The organism is Variovorax sp. GW821-FHT09A10 (assembly GCF_059418385.1).
The window spans coordinates 101266-119614 of sequence record NZ_JBWKPT010000007.1 but is presented as its reverse complement, the minus strand read 5'-3'; the positions used below and the strand labels follow the sequence as shown (position 1 = coordinate 119614).

Genomic DNA, 18349 nt, shown 5'->3' with positions numbered 1-18349 from the left:
GCACCAACGAAATGAAATAGGGCGGCACCGGCAGAAGGGTGCCCTTGACGCACGACCCGGCTGCCGGGTCGTGCGTTTTTTTATGCCCGGGTCTCAGGCCGCGAGGGCTTCGGCCTCGCCCAGTCGCTCGCCCAGTTGCGTCAACAACACCGGGCTGCGCAGGATCACGTGGTGGTCCTCGTCGAGCGCCGCGGCGCTCGCGAGGTCCGGCCGGCCCAGTTGCAGCGCGAGCGCGGCGCGGTCCGCCGCCGGGCGCCGTGCGATCCACCAGCACTCGGCGCGACATCGCAGCGGCACGAGCGCCTCGGTCTCGATCGCCTTCAGCTGCTGGCTCACGAGGAAGATGCGGGCCAGCTCGTCGTCGGGCAGGTTCGCGTGCGCCGGCATCTCCAGCGCATCGCCACGGGCCTGCGCCTTGGCACGCGCCTGCGCGATCAGCGCAGCCACCGTCGCCTCGTCGCAGACGAAGTCGTCGATGTCCAGCAGCCCGTCCAGGCGCGCCGCAGGCCAGGCCGAGGCGACGAAGTCGGCGAAGTCGCGGCGGCCATCGTCGTCCACCGTCTGCAAAGGCGCGTCGGGCTCGGGCACATAGGGATCGACCAGCCCGAGGAACGCCACGGCCTGCCCTGCGCCCTCGAGCCGCGCGGCCACGGCCGCCGCGAGCGCGCCGCCGAGCGACCAGCCCAGCAGGTGGTACGGCCCCTGCGGCTGCACGCCACGGAGCATGCGGGCGTAGTCGTCGGCCATGCGCGCCAGCGACACGTCGCGGTGCGCGGGATCGGCGAGCATGCGGCACGGCAGGCCGTACACGGTGCGCACGCCCTGCAGGCGGCGCGCCAGCGGCGCGTAGTCGTACACCGTGCCCAGCGCGGCGTGCAGGCAGAACAGCGGCGCCGCGCCGGGCACCACGGCGTTCAGGGCCACCAGCGACGGCGCCTCGGCACGCCCGCCCAGCAGCCCCGCGATGGTCGGCGCGCGCAGGAAGTCGTGCAGCTTCAGATCGAGCGCCGGCAGGCCCAGGCGCCGTGCCTGCGCCATCACCTTCAGGCTCAGCAGCGAATCGCCGCCGAGTTCGAAGAAGTTGTCGTCGCGGCCCACGCGTGCCACGCCCAGCACCTCGGACCAGATGCGCGCGAGCGCCTGCTCGGCGCTGCCGCGCGGCGCGTCGTAGCCGTCGCCGCCGGCGAACACCGGCGCCGGCAGCGCATGGCGATCGACCTTGCCACTCATGTTGAGCGGCAGCGTGTCGAGCACGACGATGGCGGCCGGCACCATGTGCTCGGGCAGCAGCGCCGCGAGGCCGGCACGCAGCTGCGAAGGCTCGATGCGCTCGCCCGCCAGCGGCGAGACATACGCCACCAACCGCGCGCCGCCCGCGCCGTGGCTGGCGACGACCACGGCCTCGCGCACCTGCGGCAGCGCCAGCAGCTGCGCCTCGATCTCTCCGAGTTCGATGCGAAAGCCGCGGATCTTCACCTGGTGGTCGATGCGCCCCAGGTAGGCCATCTGCCCATCGGCCTCCCAACGCACGAGGTCGCCCGTGCGGTAGAGCCGGCCGCCCGGCGCGCCGAAGGGGTCGGCCACGAAGCGTTCGGCGCTCAGGCCCGCGCGCTGCAGGTAGCCGCGCGCCAGACCGTCGCCGCCCAGGTACAGCTCGCCGGCCACGCCGGGCGGCACCTGGTTCATGGCGCCGTCGAGCACGTAGGCCGTGCGGTCGCCGACGAGGCGGCCGATGGGCATGTAGGCCGCGTCGAAACCCTCGCCCGGCGCGGCCTTGGCGATCATCGGCGTGATCACCGTCTCGGTCGGCCCATAACCGTTGACGATGCGCGGCGGCTTCAGCACCGACTGCACCAGCGCGAAGCTGGTGCGCGGCATCGCCTCGCCGCCCACGGTGTAGGAGCGAATCGGCAGCCGGCTCGCGGCCTCGCCCATCAGCTCGGCCATCTGGTGCAGGTAGCCGGGCGTGAAGCAGGCGATGGTGATGCCGTGGCGGGCAATTTCGGCGCAGGTGCGCTCCACCGGCCAGACCTCTTCGTCGCGCGGCATCAGCGCCGCGCCGAAGGCCAGCGGCACCCAGGTGCGCTCGTGCGCGCCGTCGAAGTTGATCGACGCGAACTGCAGCTCGCGGTCCTCCGGCGTCATGCCGTAGACCTCGCCGATGGACTGCACATGCATGGCCAGCGGGCCGTGCGCCACGGCCACGCCCTTGGGCTTGCCGGTCGAGCCCGAGGTGTAGATCACATAGGCCAGGTGGTCGCGGTGCACCGCCACGCCGGGGTCATGTGACGGGCCACTCGACAGGTCCAGCGTGTCGAGCGTCAGGGCCTTCACACCGGGCAGGCCGATACGGTCCAGCACGGCGGCATCGTCGGCCAGCAGCAGCGCGACGCCGCTGTCTTCCACCATGTAGGCCAGGCGCTGCGGCGGATACGCCGGGTCGAGCGGCACGTAGGCGCCGCCCGCTTTCAGGATCGCGAGCAGCGCCACGACCATGTCGGCCGAGCGCCGCATCGCAAGACCCACGCGCACTTCGGGCCGCACGCCCGCGCGCACGAGGTGGTGCGCCAGCCGGTTGGCACGCGCCTCCAGTGCGGCGTAGCTCAGTGTGCGGTCGCCGAAGATCAGCGCGGTGGCCTCGGGCCGCAGTGCGGCCTGGCGTGCCACCAGCACATGCACCGGCGGAGTGTGCTGGTAGGCCGGCGTGTTCTCGCCCCAGGCCTGCAGGCGCTGCGCCTCGTCGGCCGCGTACAGGTCGAAGGCCACGACGGGGTGCGTGGCCGCTTGCGCGAGGTCGTCGGCCACGCGGCGCACCGCGTCGTGCATGTACTGGCACACGCGCGCGGCACCGACCGATGCATCGATCTGCGCGGTCAGCGCGAAGCCGTCGGCGCGTTCGTTCACCGACAGCGCGAAGGCGTAGTTCGAGCGCTCCTGCGCGCCGAGCGTCTCGATGCCTTCCCAGCCGCCGGCATCGGCACCCGCCTCGGGCGCCTGCGCCACATAGCGGTAGTTCAGCAGCGTCGAAAACAGCGGCGTGCCCTTGGGCACCGCGCTGCAGCGCTGCGCGAGCGACAGGCTCGCGTGCTCGTGGTGCAGCAGGCCGGCCAGCGCGGCGTGCGTCTGGCGCACGCAGGCCAGTGCATGGCTGCGACCCAGCGTCACGCGCAGCGGCAGCGTGTTGATCATCATGCCGAGCGCGCGCCCCGCGCCCTCGCCGCCTGCGAGCCGGCCGAACAGCACGGTGCCGAACACCACGTCGTCCTTGCCCGTGGTCTTGGCCAGCACCAGCGCCCACGCCAGGTGGAACAGCGTGGCCGCGCTCACGCCGCTGCGCTGCGCCTGCGTGCGCACGGCCTGCGCCAATGCCGCGTCGAGTTCGAGGTGCGCTTCTTCCACGGCCGTGCCGTCGCCGCGCGCATCGAACAGGTCGAAGGGCGCGGTCGGTTCACGCACGTCGCCGAGCATGCGGCGAAAGAACGTCTCCTGCTCGGCCACGTCGGCACCGAGCCGCGCCTGCGCGACGAAGCTGCGGAATGGCACGGGAGCGGGCAGCGCGTCGGCGCGGCCCTGCAGCAGCAGCGTGATCTCCTCGACCAGCAGGTCGCGCGACACATGGTCGAGCGCCAGGTGGTGGCTCGGCAACTGCAGCAGCCAGCCACCGCCCGCCGCGTCGTGCGCGGCGATGGCGCGCAGCATCGGCGCGCGGCGCACGTCGAGGCGGTAGTGGCCGGGGCGCACATGCGCTTCGAGCTGCGCGGCAACGTCGCCTGCAGCGGCGTCGATAGCCAGCCATTCGATCTCGGCGGGCGCATGACGGTGCACCACCTGCACCGGTTCCGCCAGCCCTTCCCACAGTACGGCGGTGCGCAGCATGTCGTGGCGCACGATGACGCGGTTCAGGCAGTCCATGAACGCGTGGAGCCGCGCCTCGCTGTCGAAGCGCATCTGCAGCGACTGCACATAGACGTCGCCCTCGGCCTGCATCAGGTGATGGAACAGCAGGCCTTCCTGCAGCGGCGCGAGCGGGTAGATGTCCTGGATGTTGGCCGCGCCGCCCGGCACGGCGGCTTCGATGCGGCGCAGCTGCGCGTCGTCGAGCGCGACCAGCGGCAGCATCTGCGGCGTGAGCCAGGTGCAGCCGTTGGGAATCGCGTTGTCGGGCACCACCGGCGCCGGGCGCGGCGAGGCACCGGCCTCCAGCGTGGCGCGCGCGAAGTCGGCGAAGCGCGGGTTCTGGAACAGCGTGCGCACCTGCGCACCGAAGCCCTGGCGACGCAGCCGCTCGAGCAGCTGCATGGCCAGCAGCGAGTGGCCGCCGAGTTCGAAGAAGTTGTCGTTGCGGCCCACGCGCGGCGCGCCCAGCACCTCGGCCCACACGGCGGCCATCGCCTCCTCGGCCGCGCCCTGCGGCGCTTCCCAACTGTCGGCTGTAGCAGCGAACACGGGCTCGGGCAGCGCGGCGCGGTCGACCTTGCCGTTGGCGTTCAGCGGCAGCGCCGCGAGCACCGTGATCGCCGACGGCACCATGTACTCGGGCAGCACCTGCGCCAGCCCGTCGCGCAGCGTGAAGGCCTCGACCGGGCGTTGCGCGTCGAGGCTCGACACGTAGGCCAGCAACAGCGCACCGCCTGCACGCTCGCGCGCGACCACCACGGCCTCGCGCACGCCGGGCTGCGCGCGCAGCCGCGCCTCGACCTCGCCGAGTTCGATGCGGAAACCACGCACCTTCACCTGGTGATCGAGCCGCCCCAGGTACTCGAGCTGCCCGTCGGCGCGCCAGCGCACGAGGTCGCCCGTGCGGTACAGGCGCCCGCCGTTCGCATCGAAAGGGTCGGCCACGAAGCGCTCGGCGCTCAGGCCCGCTCGGTTCAGGTAGCCGCGCGCCAGCCCCGCACCGCCGAGGTACAGCTCGCCGGCCATGCCGGGCGGCACCAGGTTCATGTCGGTGTCGAGCACCACGGCGCGGCGGTCGCCCACGGGTGCGCCGATGGGCAGGTAGGCCGCGTCGAAGGTGGTGCCGGCATAGGCCTTGGCGATGGTCGGTGTGATCACCGTCTCGGTCGGGCCGTAGCCGTTGATGAGGCGTGGCGGCTGCAGCGTCTGCATCACGCGCTCGCAGGCCACGCGGCCCATGGCCTCGCCGCCGACGGTGTACGAGCGCAGCGTGGGCACGCGCCCGTCCTCGCCGAGCTCGTCGGCCATCTGCTGCAGGTAGCCCGGCGTGAAGCAGACCACTGTGATGCCGTGGCGCCGCATCTCTTCGCGGCTGCGGTGCACGGTCCACAGCTCCTGGCTGCGCGGCATCAGCGTGGCGCCGAAGGCCAGCGGCGTCCAGATGCGCTCGTGTGCGCCATCGAAGTTGATCGACGCGAACTGCAGCTCGCGGTCTTCGGGCGTCATGCCGTAGGCGCGGCCGATGGTCTGGATGTGCATGCTCAACGGGCCATGCGCCACGGCCACGCCCTTGGGCTGGCCGGTGGAGCCCGAGGTGTAGATCACGTAGGCCAGGTGCCCGGGATGCACCGCGACATCGGGTGCGTCTTCGGGCCCGCTGTCGAGCACGCCGCCATCGAGCAGCAGCGCGGGCAGCGCCTGCATCGACGCGCCCAGCCGCTCGCGCACGCGCGCCTGCGTGAGCAGCAGCCGCACGCCGCTGTCGGCCGCCATGAAGTCGAGCCGCTCGGGCGGGTAGTCGGGGTCGAGCGGCACATAGGCCGCGCCCGCCTTCAGCACGCCGAGCAGCGCCACCACCATCTCGGGCGAGCGCTCCACCGCGAGGCCGATGCGGTCCTCGGGCCGCACGCCCTGCGCGATGAGGGCGTGCGCGAGCCGGTTGGCACGCCGATCGAAGTCGCGAAAGCACATCGGCACGCCGTCGACGATCAGCGCCGTGGCCTCGGGCCGCAGCGCGGCCTGGCGCTCGACGAGCCGGTGCACTGGAACCTCGTCCCAGGCCGTGTCCCGGCCCTCGCCCCATTCACGCAGCTGGGCGTGCTCCTGCGGACCGAGCAGCGCCACGTCGCGCAGCGTGCGCGACGGGTCGTCGGCCAGCTGGCGCAGCACCGCGACGTAGTGCGCGGCCATGCGCTCGATGGTGGCGGGCTCGAAGATCGCGCGGGCATAGGTGAAGCTCAGGCCGAGCGTGCCGTCGACCTGCTCCAGCGTGTCGAGCGCAAGTTCGAAAGGCGCCGCCTGTTCGTCGAGTTCGCAGGGCTCGATGCGCAGGCCTTCGAGCCGGTCGAGCGCGCCCAGGTCCTGCTGCCGGTGATTGAAGATCACCTGGAACAGCGGCGGGTGGCTCAGGCTGCGCTCGGGCTGCAGCGCCTCGACCAGCTGTTCGAACGGCAGATCCTGGTGCGCCTGCGCGCCCAGCGCCGCCTCGCGCGCCTGTGCCAGCGCCTGGGCCAGTGTGGTGTGGCCGGCCAGCTCGGCGCGCAGCACCTGCGTGTTGACGAACAGGCCGAGGATGCCGGCCGTCTCGGGCCGGTCGCGGTTGGCCACGGGCACGCCGAGCCGGATGTCGCTTTGTCCCGTGTAGCGGTGCAGCAGCGCCTGGAAACCGGCCAGCAGCACCATGAAGAGCGTCGCGCCCTCGGTGCTCGCGCGGCGGCGAAGCGCCTGCGTCAACTCATCCGGCAGTTCGAGCCGATGGCGTGCGGCGAGGTACGGCCCCTGCGGCGGACGCGCGCGGTCGGCGGGCAATTGCAACAGCGGCTGCTCGCCACCGAGCCGCTCGGTCCAGTAGGCGAGCTGGCGTTCGCCCTCGCCTGCTTCGAGCCAGTGGCGCTGCCAGGCCGCGTAGTCGGCATACTGCAGCGCGGGCGCGGGCGCGGGCGCGGGCGGCACGGCGGCGTCGTTCCCTTGACGGTGCACCTGGTACAGCGCGCCGAAGTCGTCGACCAGCAACTGCATCGACCAGCCGTCCGACACGATGTGGTGCATCACCAGCACCAGCAGGTACGCGGTCTCGCCGGTGCGCAGCAGGCCCACGCGCAGCAACGGGCCGTTCGCCAGGTCGAAGGGCGTGCGCACAAGGCGCGCAGCCTCGTCGCGCACCTGCGCGGGGTGGGCGCGCAGATCGGCTTCGCGCAGGTCGAGCACCGCCTCGGGCGACACGGTCTGCTGCGGCACGCCGTCGTCGCTCACGCCGAAGCGCGTGCGCAGCGACGGGTGCCGCGCCACCAGCGCCTGCAGGCTCGCGCGCAGCGCCCCACAGTCGAGCGCGCCATGCAGCGTGAGTGCGGCCGTGATGTGCTGCGCCGTGCTTTCGGGGTCCATCTGCCAGAGGAACCACTGGCGCGCCTGCGCGTACGAGGCGGGCCGCGGCGCACCGGGCACGGCGGCCGGGTCGGGCACGATCGGCAGGCGGCCGAAATCGATGCCCTGCGCACGCAACGCGGCGATGAATTCCTTCTGCCGCGCCGGCGGCAAACCCGCCAGCCGTTGGGCGATGGCCCTACTGCGTTCGCTACTGCTCACTCAACCCCCCAGACTTTCCAACAATGCATCCATGCGATCGAGATCGCTCTCGGCCTGCGCGGCCTGCTGCGCCTGCGCCGGCCCTTGCGCGTCGAGCGCCTGCGCGCAGGCCGCCAGGTCGGGCAACTCGAAGTAGCGCTGCAGCGGCAGGTCGATGCCCATCTGCGCCTTGACCTGCTGGCGCAGCTTGAGCACCGCGAGCGAATGCCCGCCGAGCTCGAAGAAGTTGTCGCCGCGCCCCACGCGCGACAGCCCCAGCACCTGCGCCCACAGACCAGCCAGCGCGGTTTCGGTGGCGCCCTGCAGCGGCACGTGGGCGCGCTCTTCCGCCGCCTCGGGCGGTGGCAGCGCCTGCCGGTCGACCTTGCCGTTGGCGTTCAGCGGCAGCCCCTGCGGCATCGCGACGATGACGCTCGGCACCATGTAGTCGGGCAGCGCCGCCGCCAGCCCCGCACGCAGCACCGCGGGGCGCAGCGGCTGGCCTTCGGCGCCGGCCGCATAGGCCACCAGCCGCGCACCGCCCGGCCCTTCCTGCGCCAGCACCAGGGCCTGTCGCACGCCGGGCTGCGCGAGCAGCTGCGCCTCGACCTCGCCGAGTTCGATGCGAAAGCCCCGCACCTTCACCTGGTGGTCGAGCCGGCCGAGGTACTCGAGCTGGCCGTCGCCACGCCAGCGCACGAGGTCGCCGGTGCGGTAGAGCCGCCCGCCGTGCCCATCGAACGGATCGGCGACAAAGCGCTGCGCCGTCAGGCCGGCCTGGTGCAGGTAGCCGCGCGCCAGCACCTCGGCGCCGACGCACAGCTCGCCGGCCACGCCGACGGGCACGGGGTTCAGTTGCGCGTCGAGCACATGCAGCCGCGCGCTCGATGCGGGCGTTCCGATGGGTGGCAGGTCTTCGTCGCCTGCGCCGTCGAGCACGAACTCGCTCACCACATGCGTCTCGGTCGGCCCGTACTGGTTGACGAGCCGGCACTGCGATTCGCGCGCCAGCCACTCGGCCAGCGCGGGCGTGCGCTTGAGCTGCTCACCCGCGGTGATGACCTGGCGCAGCGCCGGCAGCCGGCGGCCCGAGGCCAGCGACTGCTCGGCGAAATGCTGCAGCACCGAGAAGGTGAGGAACATGCGTTCGACGCCTTCTCCGTGCACCAACGCCTCGAGCGCATCGAGGTCGAGCCGCTGCGCGTCGGTCGTCTGCACGAGGCAGCCGCCGCCGGCCAGCCCGCTGACCATTTCCTGGAACGCCACGTCGAAGCACGGCGACGCGAACAGCAGCGTGCGGCTCGCGCCCGGCAGGCGTTGCAGCTGCCACGCGATGAGGCGCGCCACCGCGTCGTGGCGCATCGCCACGCCCTTGGGTCGGCCGGTGGAGCCTGAGGTGTAGAGCACGTAGGCCAGCTGCTCGCCATGCACCGGCACCGCCGGGTCGTGGTCGGGCCAGGCGGCCATGCCGTCGTCGGCCGCGTCGAGGTCGAAGGCCAGCCGCTGCACGCTCGCTGCGTCGGGCAGGCGCGGCATCAGCGCGCGGCGCGTGAGCAGCAGCGAAGCGCCGCTGTCCTCGACCATGTAGGCCAGCCGCTCGGGCGGGAACGCCGGGTCGAGCGGCACGTACGCACCGCCGGCCTTGAGCACGGCGAGCAGGCCGACGACGGTTTCGGCCGAGCGATCGACGGCGATCGCGACCGGCATGTCGGGCCGCACGCCCTGCGCGATCAGCCGGTGCGCCCAGCGGTTGGCGAGGCGGTTGAGTGCGGCGTAGGTGAGGCGATGCTCGGCTGCGACCAGTGCCAGTGCGTCGGGGTTCGCCTTCGCTTGCTGTTCGATGAGGTGGTGAACGGGCACGACCGCCTGCGGTGCGAATGCACCGCGCGACCATGACGACAACCGCTCGCGCTCGGCCGCATCGGCCAACGTCAGCTGGCCCACGACCTGCGCCGCATCGCCGGCCAGCGCCAGCAGCGCCGCGCGCAACTGGCCCACAAGGGCCGTGGCCTGTGCTTCGTCGCACACGTCGAGCGCATGCACGAGGTCGATGTGCAGCGCTGCATCGTCGTGCACCATCAACGTCAGCGGGTACGAGGTTTCTTCCTGCGTATGCACCGCGCCGAAGCTCAGGCCGGCCGCCGCGTCTCCGCGCAAGGCCGCATCGACCGGGTAGTTCTCGAACACCACCAGCGTGTCGAACAGCCCCTGCCCGCCCAGCCCGGCCCAGGCCTGGATCTCGTGCAGCGGCGTGTGCTCGTGTTCGCGCGATGCGACCTGCGCCGCCTGCAGTTCGCGCAGCCATTCGCCCACGGGCTGGCCGGGTCGCAGGCGCGCGACCACGGGCAGCGTGTTGATGAACAGGCCCAGCATGCGCTCGGCGCCCGGCATCTCGGCGTTGCGGCCGGCGACGGTGGCGCCGAACACGACGGTGCCGGTGCGCGTGCGCTGGCCCAGCAGCAGCGCCCAGGCGGCCTGCACGAAGGTGTTGAGCGTGACGTGCGCGGCGCGCGCGGCCTCGCGCAGGCCGCGCGTGGCGTCGATGTCGAAGGCCAGGCGCTGGCGGGCCTTGCCGGGGCGCGGTGCCACCGGCGGCACCAGCGCGGTCGCCAGGCGCGTCGGTTCTTCCACGCCGGCCAGCACGCGGCGCCAGTGCGCCTCGCCGGCTTGTGCGTCGCACGCCGCGAGCCACGCGATGTGGTCGCGGAAACGCCCGGGTGCAGGCTCGCCGGCCTGCCCCCCATAGCTGCGCAGCACCTCGGCCAGCAGCTGCGCCACGCTCCAACCGTCGAGCAGCAGATGGTGGTAGGTCCAGACGAGGTGATGCCGCTGCGCCTGCGTGCGCGCCAGCGCGATGCGCATCAGCGGCGGGCGCGCGAGGTCGAAGCCGTTCGCGCGCTGCGACGCGGCCAGCCGCGCCAGCGCGCACTGCATGTCGGCGCTCTCGCGCAAGTCTTTCACCGCCCACGGCATCTCCGCGCCGCGCGCCACCCATTGCAGCGGCGTGGCGCCGTCGGCCAGGAAGCCGCTGCGCAGGATCTCGTGGCGCGCCAGCACGCGCTGCCATGCCGCGTGGAAGCGCTCGGCATCGAGGCCGTCGATGTCCATGCACAGCTGGTTGATGTAGGCCTCGCCCTGCGCATCGACCAGACTGTGGAACAACATGCCCGACTGCATCGGCGAGAGCGGGTAGAGGTCTTCGAGTTGCGCCACGAGCAACGGCAGCGCATCGAGTTGCGCGGCGTCGAGCCCGGCCAGCGGGAAGTCCGACGGGGTGACGCCGAAAGCACCCGACGTGCAGTGCGCGATCAGCGCCTCGAGTTCGTCACCGAAGCGATTCACCCAGCCCTGCACGTCGTCGGATGCATGACGCGCCGCGCTGAAGTCCACGGTCAGTTGCAGCGCACTGTCGCGCACCTGCGCGTTGACGCTGAATTCGTGCAGCAGCGGCGCGCTCGCCGCGACGGGTTCGCCGGCGTCTTCGGATGCGAGCGACCATGCAGCCTCAACCGCACCGTCGACCTGCCCCAGGTAGTTGAAGACCAGCTGCGGGCGCGGCAGCGCGCGCAGTGCCCGTTGCTGTGCGTCCGCGCCCAAGTGCATCAGCACGCCATGACCGAGCCCGCGTTGCGGCACGCGGCGCAGGTCTTCCTTCACGCGTTTGATCGCATCGCCCCACGCGCCCAGCGGATCGAGCCGCACGGGGAACAGGCTGGTGAACCAGCCGGTGGTGCGCGACAGATCGAGTGCCTTCTCCGCCGGCAGGATGTCTTCGCGGCCGTGCCCTTCGAGCAGGATCGCGAGCTGCGCGTGCCCGCTCCAGCCGCACAGCGCGCGCCCGAGCGCGGTGAGCAGCAAGTCGTTGACCTGCGTGCGGTAGGCGGCCGGCGCCGTCTTGAGCAGTGCCTGCGTGCGCGCGCGGTCGAGCTGCCACGCGATGCTGGCGCGGCGCGCCACGGTGTTCACGCCCTCGGGCCGCGCGCAAGGCAGCGCGAACGGCACGTCGGCGAAGGCCTGCCAGTGCGCGAGTTCGCCGCCCATCGCGGCAGCCTCGCCCTGCAGCGCGCGCGCCCAGGCCTGCAGGCTGGCGCTCTTCGGCGGCAGCACGACGGGCCGGCCGTCGCGGCACTGCGCGTACGCGGTGGCCAGGTCGTCGAGCACGATGCGCCACGACACGCCATCGACCACGAGGTGGTGCGCCGCCAGCAGCAGGCGCCAGTCGCCGCCGGGCAGGCGGATGACCAGCGGACGCAGCAACGGCCCGTGCGCGAGGTCGAGGCTGCGCTGCGCCTCGTCGCACAGCGCGGCGATCTGCGCGGGATTCGCTGCATCGCGCACCCAGAGCCATTCCTCGCGCCAGCGCGCCGGCAGAGCCTCGTAGGCCTGTTTCCATCGGCCATCGCCCGCGCGATGGAAGCGCAGGCGGAAGGCGTCGTGGTGCTGCACCACGGCCGCCAGCGCGGCTTCGAGCGCGGGCACCGCCAGCGGCTCGCGGCCTTGCAGCAACAGCGACTGGTTCCAGTGGTGGCGCTCGGGCATGTCGGCCTCGAAGAACGCGGCCTGGAACGGCAGCAGCGGCACCTCGCCTTCGGCTGCGGTCTGCTCGGCCTGCACCGCGGCGCCCACGGGCTCGGCCACAGCCGCCTGCCCGGCGACGGTCTGGCGCTCGAACATCTGGCGCGGCGTGAGCTTCCAGCCCGCCGTGCGCAGCCGCGACACGATCTGCAGGCTCAGGATCGAATCGCCACCGAGTTCGAAGAAGTTGTCCTGCCGGCCCACGCGCGGCAGGCCCAGCACCTCGGCCCAGACGGTGGCGAGCGCCTGCTCGACCGCGCCCTCGGGCGCTTCGTAGGCCTGCGCCCCGCCGCGCTCGGGCTTGGGCAGCGACTTGCGGTCGATCTTGCCGTTGGCGTTGAGCGGCAGGGCCGGCAGCACGCACAGCAGCGCCGGCACCATGTACTCGGGCAGCACCTCGGCCAGGCGCGCCTTGAGCACGGCCGCATCCACCGCCGCACCGGGCTGCGGCGATACGTAGCCGACCAGCCGCGTGCCGCCCGGGCCTTCGTCGGCCACCACGACGGCCTCGCGCACCTGCTGCTGCGCCAGCAGCTGCGCCTCGATCTCGCCGAGTTCGATGCGAAAGCCCCGCACCTTCACCTGGTGGTCGATGCGGCCCAGGTAGGCCAGCTGGCCGTCGTCGCGCCAGCGCACGAGGTCGCCCGTGCGGTACAGGCGCTCGCCGCTGTCGCTGAAGGGGTCGGCGACGAAACGCTCGGCCGTGAGGCCCAGCCGGTGCAGGTAGCCGCGCGCCAGGCCGATGCCACCCAGGTACAGCTCGCCGCCCACGCCCGGCGGCACCGGGTTCAGGCCCGCGTCGAGCACATATGTTCTGCAGCCCGCGATGGGGCGGCCGATGGCGACGTGGTTCAGCCCGTCGGCGCGGCAGGTCCAGTGCGTCACGTCGATGGCCGCCTCGGTCGGGCCGTAGAGGTTGTAGAGCCCCGCGCCCGGCAGGCGCTCGAACACCTTCGCCTGCGCCTCGGCGGGCAACGCCTCGCCGCTGCAGACGATGCGCCGCAGGCTGGTGCAGGCCTCGATGCCGTCGTGCGCCAGGAAGGCCTGCAACATCGAGGGCACGAAATGCAGCGTGGTCACGCCGTGCGTGCGGATCAGCTCGACCAGGCGTGCCGGCTCGCGGTGATCGCCAGGCGCAGCGACGACAAGGCGCGCGCCCTGCATCAGTGGCCAGAAGAGTTCCCACACCGACACGTCGAAGCCGAACGGCGTCTTCTGCAGCACGGTGTCGGCGTCGCCCAGCGTGTAGGCGTCCTGCATCCAGGCCAGGCGGTTGTACAGCGCATTGTGGCGGTTGGCCGCGCCCTTGGGGCGGCCTGTGGAGCCCGAGGTGAAGATCACGTAGGCGAGGTTTTCGCCATGCAGTGCGACCTGCGGGCACGCTGTGGATTCGCCGGACAAGTCGAGCGCATCCAATGCCAGCAACTGCACATGCGCCGCCACTGGCAACGCTTCACGCAGGTGCGACTGCGTGAGCAGCAGGGTCACGCCGCTGTCTTCCAGCATATAGGCGATGCGTTCGCGCGGCAGCTCGGGGTCGATGGGCACATAGGCGCCGCCGGCCTTCAGGATTGCCAGCAGCCCCACCACCATCTCGAGGCTGCGCTCGGCAGCGATGCCCACGGGCATGTCGGGCCGCACACCGAGGCCGATCAAACGATGCGCGAGCGCGTTGGCGCGCGCGTCGAGTTCGCCATAGCGCAGCACCGTGTCGCCGAACACCAGCGCCACCAACTCCGGCTGCTGACGTGCCTGCGCTTCGATGAGCCGGTGCACGGGCTGCATGTACGGGCGGTGCGGCAGGTTCTCGCTCCACGCACGCAGCCGCGCCTCGTCGTCCACATCGGTGAGCACGAGGTTCGCGAGCACGCGGTCGGGGTCGTCCCACATCGCCTGCAGCACGCGCTGGTAGGCGCGCACCAGGCGCTGCGCCGTCGTGGCGTCGAACAGGTCGGTGTTGTATTCGAGCCGCCCGCGCACGCCGTGCGGGTCGATGTAGAAGTCCAGCGACAGGTCGAACTTGGCACCCGCGTCGTCGAACTCTTCGAGCTCGGCGCGCACGCCCGCGAAGTCGAGCGCGACGGCCTCGCCGGCCATCTGCACGCCGAACATGGCCTGGAACAGCGGGCTGCGCGCGGGATCGCGGCGGTCCTTGCGGCTGGCCAGCAGCACCTCGAACGGCAGGTCGGCATGGTCGAGCGCGGCCAGCGCGTCGGCGCGCACCTGCCGGCACACCTCGCGCAGCGTGCGCCGGGGCGCGAGCCGCGCGCGGAACACCTGCGTGGTGATGAAGAAGCCCAGCAGGTCCTGCACCTCCTCGCGGTGGCGGCCTGCGTTGGGCACGCCGATGGCGAAGTCGTCCTGCCCGCTACAGCGCGACAGCAGCACCTGCCAGGCCGCGAGCAGCACGACGAACGGCGTGCAGCGTTCGGCGCGGCAGAAGGCCTGCAGCGCCGCCGCGAGGGCCGGCGGCAGCTCGAAGCCCAGCGCGGTGCCGGCGAAGGTCTGCTGCGCGGGGCGCGCGCGGTCAGTCGGCAGGTCGAGCGACGGCACCTCGTCGCCGAGGTGGCGGTTCCAGTGGTCCAGCTGCGGCGCGAGCGCCCCGCCCTGCACGCGGGCGCGTTGCCACACCGCGAAGTCGGCGTACTGCACGGGCAGCGGTGGCAGCTGCACCGGGCCGCCGCTGCGCAGCGCCAGCGCGTAGGCCGCGCCGAGGTCGCGCGCCAGGATCGGGTTCGACCAGGCGTCGGACACGATGTGGTGCAGGCAGACGGTCAGCACATGCCGGTCGTCGGCCAACTTCGCGAGCCGCGCCACCAGCGCGGGCGCGCGGCCCAGGTCGAACACATGCGTCGCGGTGCGGCGCACGAGTGCATCAACCGCGGCCTGCTGCGCTTCGGCGCCCTGGTCCGAGAGGTCGATGCGCTCCAGCGCGAACGGCACCTCGGCCTGCACCACCTGCATCGGCACGCCGTCGTGCTCGTCGAAGTGCGTGCGCAGGATCGCGTGGCGCGCAACGACCGCCTGGAACGCGCGTTCCAGCGCATCGGCGTCGAGCGCGCCGGTCAGCCGGAACACACGCGGCAGGTTGTAGGCCGTGAGCCCGGGCTCGAGCTTCTGCAAGAAGCACAGCTGCTCCTGCGCATACGACAGCGGCACCGCCTGGCCGTCGTGCACGGTGCGGGTGATCTCGTCCATGGCGATGCTCATGCGGCCTCGCCCACGGCTTCGTCGGCGAGGTCGCGCTGCCGGTGCGTCTGCGCCAGCTGTTCGAGCGCGACGGCATCGGCGCTGGCCTCGCGCAGCACGGCGGCGAGCGCCGCCGGCGTCGGGTGATCGAACACCACGCCGGCCGCCACCTCGACCTGCAGCAGCTTACGGATGCGAGCGACCAGCTTGATGACCTGCAGTGAGTGGCCGCCGAGTTCGAAGAAGTCGTCTTCCACGCCGACCGGGCCGCTGCCCAGCAGCGTGGCCATGCCGTCGGCGAGCAGCGCTTCGAGCGCGTCGCGCGGGGCCTTCACTGCACGCTGCGGCGCTTCGGCCGGAGCCGAGGCCGCCAGCGCGAGCCGGTCGATCTTGCCGTTCGGCAGGCGCGCGAAGGCGCTCACGGCCGTGCAGCTCGCGGGCACCATGTGCGCGGGCAGCAGCCCGGCGATTTGCTCGCGCAGCGCGCGGCCGTCGGCCGCCTCGCTGTCGCCGACGAAGAAGGCGGCGAGCGTGGTCGCACCGGCTGCATCGGGCACGGCCAGCACCACCGCCTGCCGCACGCCGGGCCGCGCCAGCAGCGCCGCCTCGACCTCGGCTGGCTCGACGCGGTAGCCGTGGACCTTCACCTGGTGGTCCGCGCGCCCCGCCAGGCGCAGGCCGCCTTCGGGCAGCACCCACGCGAGGTCGCCCGTGCGATAGAGGTGCTCGCCTGCGAGGAACGGGTCGGCGACGAACACGTCAGCGTTCGCGCGGTTCAGGTAGCCGCGGCACAGCTGCGCACCACCGATGTAGACCTCGCCCAGCCCACCCGCCGGCACGAGGCCGCGCGACGCATCGAGCACGCGCACGCGGTTGTTCGCGAGCACGCGCGTCAGCGGCAGCTGCTCGGGCACCGGCGCGCCGGGTTCGACGGCATGCACCATGACGCCGACCGTGGCCTCGGTCGGCCCGTAGTGGTTGTAGATGGCGCACTGCGGCGCCAGCCGCGCGATGCGCTCGACCAGCGCGCGCGGCGCGGCCTCGCCGCCCAGCACCAGCGTGCGCGGCAGGCAGGGCGTGGCGCTTTCGAGCAGCGCCTCGAGGTGCGAGGGCACGATCTTCAGCGCGTCGACGGCGTGCGTGCGCATGAAGCGCGCGAAAGCCTCGGCGTCCTTGGCCTCGTGCGGCGCCGCCACGACGAGGCAGGCGCCGTTGTGGAACGCGCCGAACAGCGCGGTGTTGCCCAGGTCGGCCGCCACCGAGCTGGTGAGCGCCCAGCGGCGGCAGGTGTCGAGCTGCATCGCGGCCGAGACGGCTGCAACGTAGTTCTGCAGCTGGCCCTGCTCGACGGCCACGCCCTTGGGCGTGCCGGTGGAGCCGGAGGTGTAGAGCACGTAGGCGAGGTCACTCGGTGTGGCGATGTGCGACGCGGCTTTCGCTTCGGGCAGCGTGGTCGCATCGGGCAATGCGGCGTCGATGGTGAACACCGGCTTCGCATCGGCCAGCACCGCCGCGCGACGCGCCTCGGGCCAGTCGGGGTCGAGCGGCAGGTAGGCGCCGCCGGTGCGCCAGACGGCGAGGATCGCCACCGGCAGGTCGAGCGCACGCGGCAGGTTCAGCGCGACGATCGCACCGGGCGTCACGCCCTGCCCTTGCAGCCAGTGGGCGATGCGACCGATGCGCTGGTCGAGTTCGCGGTAGCTCAGGCGTTGCTCGCCCGCTTCGAGCGCGGGCGCGTCGGGCGTTTCGGCAGCCCAATGGGCGATGCGCTGGGTGACCGTCTGTGTGCCGACATCGGCCACGGCCTCTTGCGACTGCAGCAGCAGCTCGCGCTCGCGCACACCGACCAGCGGCAGCGCACCGAGCGCAGTGCCGGGGCGTTCGACGATGGCATCCAGCAGGCAAAGGTATTGCATCAGCAGGCGCTGCGCCGCCACCTCGCTGTGGCGCGCGGCATCGGCATGCACCGAGAGCGCGGCGCCATCAATATCCCATGCGATCTGCAAGGCGAGTTCGAAAGTCGACAGCGGCCCCGGCAACGCAGCCAGTTGCCATTGCGGATCGACGCCATGGCGACGCGGCCGCTCGTGGCACGCGAAACCGACCGCGAGGTGCGCGCCGATGCTCTGTGCATCGACGGCCCAGTACTCCTGCGCCTCGACATGCGCGGCCAGCGTGCCGTCGACGTTGTCGAACCAGTCGGCAAAGCGCGTCTCGGGCGCGGTCTCGACGATGAGCGGCAGCACCTTGTCGAACACGCCGACCGCACCCTGCATCGGCGGGTAGTCGCGGCGGCAGTCGTGCTGCCAGCCGGCGACGAAACGGCCGGTGCCGTCCAGGCGCGCGAGCAGCAGCCACCAGACGGCCTGCAGCAGCGCGTCGGGCTGTGCGCCCAGCGTGTCGGCGCAGGCGGCAATGCGGCCTGCAAAACCGGCGTCGATGGATTCTTCGGCCTGCACGCGCGCGGCCTGTTGCGCGACAGCAGCTTGCCGGCCGACGAGGCGCGGCGGCGTGAGCGAGGACGCCTGCGCGAGGTAGCGCTGCCAGTAGGCGCGTCCCTCGGCGGCGTCTTCGCCGTCGAGCAGGTCCTGGCGCCAGGTCACGAAGCGTGCATACGGGAACACCTCGGCCGCATCGAAGCCGTTCGCGTCCGCAAAGGCCGTGGCGATCTGGTCGAACAGGTGCTGCAGGCTGCCCCGGTCGCCGACCCAGGCGTGAACGGAAAGCGCCAGCGTGTGGCGCGCCTCACCGGTGCGCGCGAGCCCGGCACGGACCATCTCGCCGCGCGCGATGTCCAGCGGCGCGGCCTGCAGGTTCGCCAGCCAGTCGGCCAAGGCAGCTTCAGGCGCATCGCGCAGGTCTGCGTCCGCCCAGGCCAGCAGCGTCATCCCGTCGGTGTACTGCTGGCGCAGGCCGCGGTAGCCCGGCACCGCGCGGATGGCGCTGCACAGCGCGCCGTGCGCGCCCAGTACGCGCGCCACCACGTCGCACAGGCGCGCAGCGTCGAGCCCGCCCTCGATGTCGGCGCGCAGCAGCAGGCGCGGCGCATCGGCCGGCACCGCGCGTTGTTCGGGGCTCAGCGGGAAGGTCGTGTCGTCGAAGTGGTCGGTCATGGTCGTCATTT

At 72.4% G+C, this 18349-nt stretch carries 3 protein-coding genes; all 3 read right to left on the bottom strand.

The window, feature by feature from the left end; all coding sequences use genetic code 11:
• Nucleotides 1–93: 93 nt before the first annotated feature.
• From AC07Q9_RS23800 to AC07Q9_RS23790, 3 genes are read right to left on the bottom strand one after another with little or no spacing between them, the layout of a single operon-like run.
• Nucleotides 94–7482, bottom strand: coding sequence for an amino acid adenylation domain-containing protein (locus AC07Q9_RS23800; RefSeq protein ID WP_495311995.1), 7389 nt, complete (start codon nucleotides 7480–7482; stop codon nucleotides 94–96).
• A complete protein-coding gene (locus AC07Q9_RS23795; protein WP_495311994.1) occupies nucleotides 7483–15246 on the bottom strand; it encodes an amino acid adenylation domain-containing protein in 7764 nt (2587 codons plus the stop codon).
• Nucleotides 15243–18338 (bottom strand): non-ribosomal peptide synthetase, encoded by a 3096-nt coding sequence (locus AC07Q9_RS23790; RefSeq protein ID WP_495311993.1) that lies wholly within the window; start codon nucleotides 18336–18338, stop codon nucleotides 15243–15245. The genes AC07Q9_RS23795 and AC07Q9_RS23790 overlap by 4 nt, the downstream gene beginning before the upstream one ends.
• Nucleotides 18339–18349 lie beyond the last annotated feature (11 nt).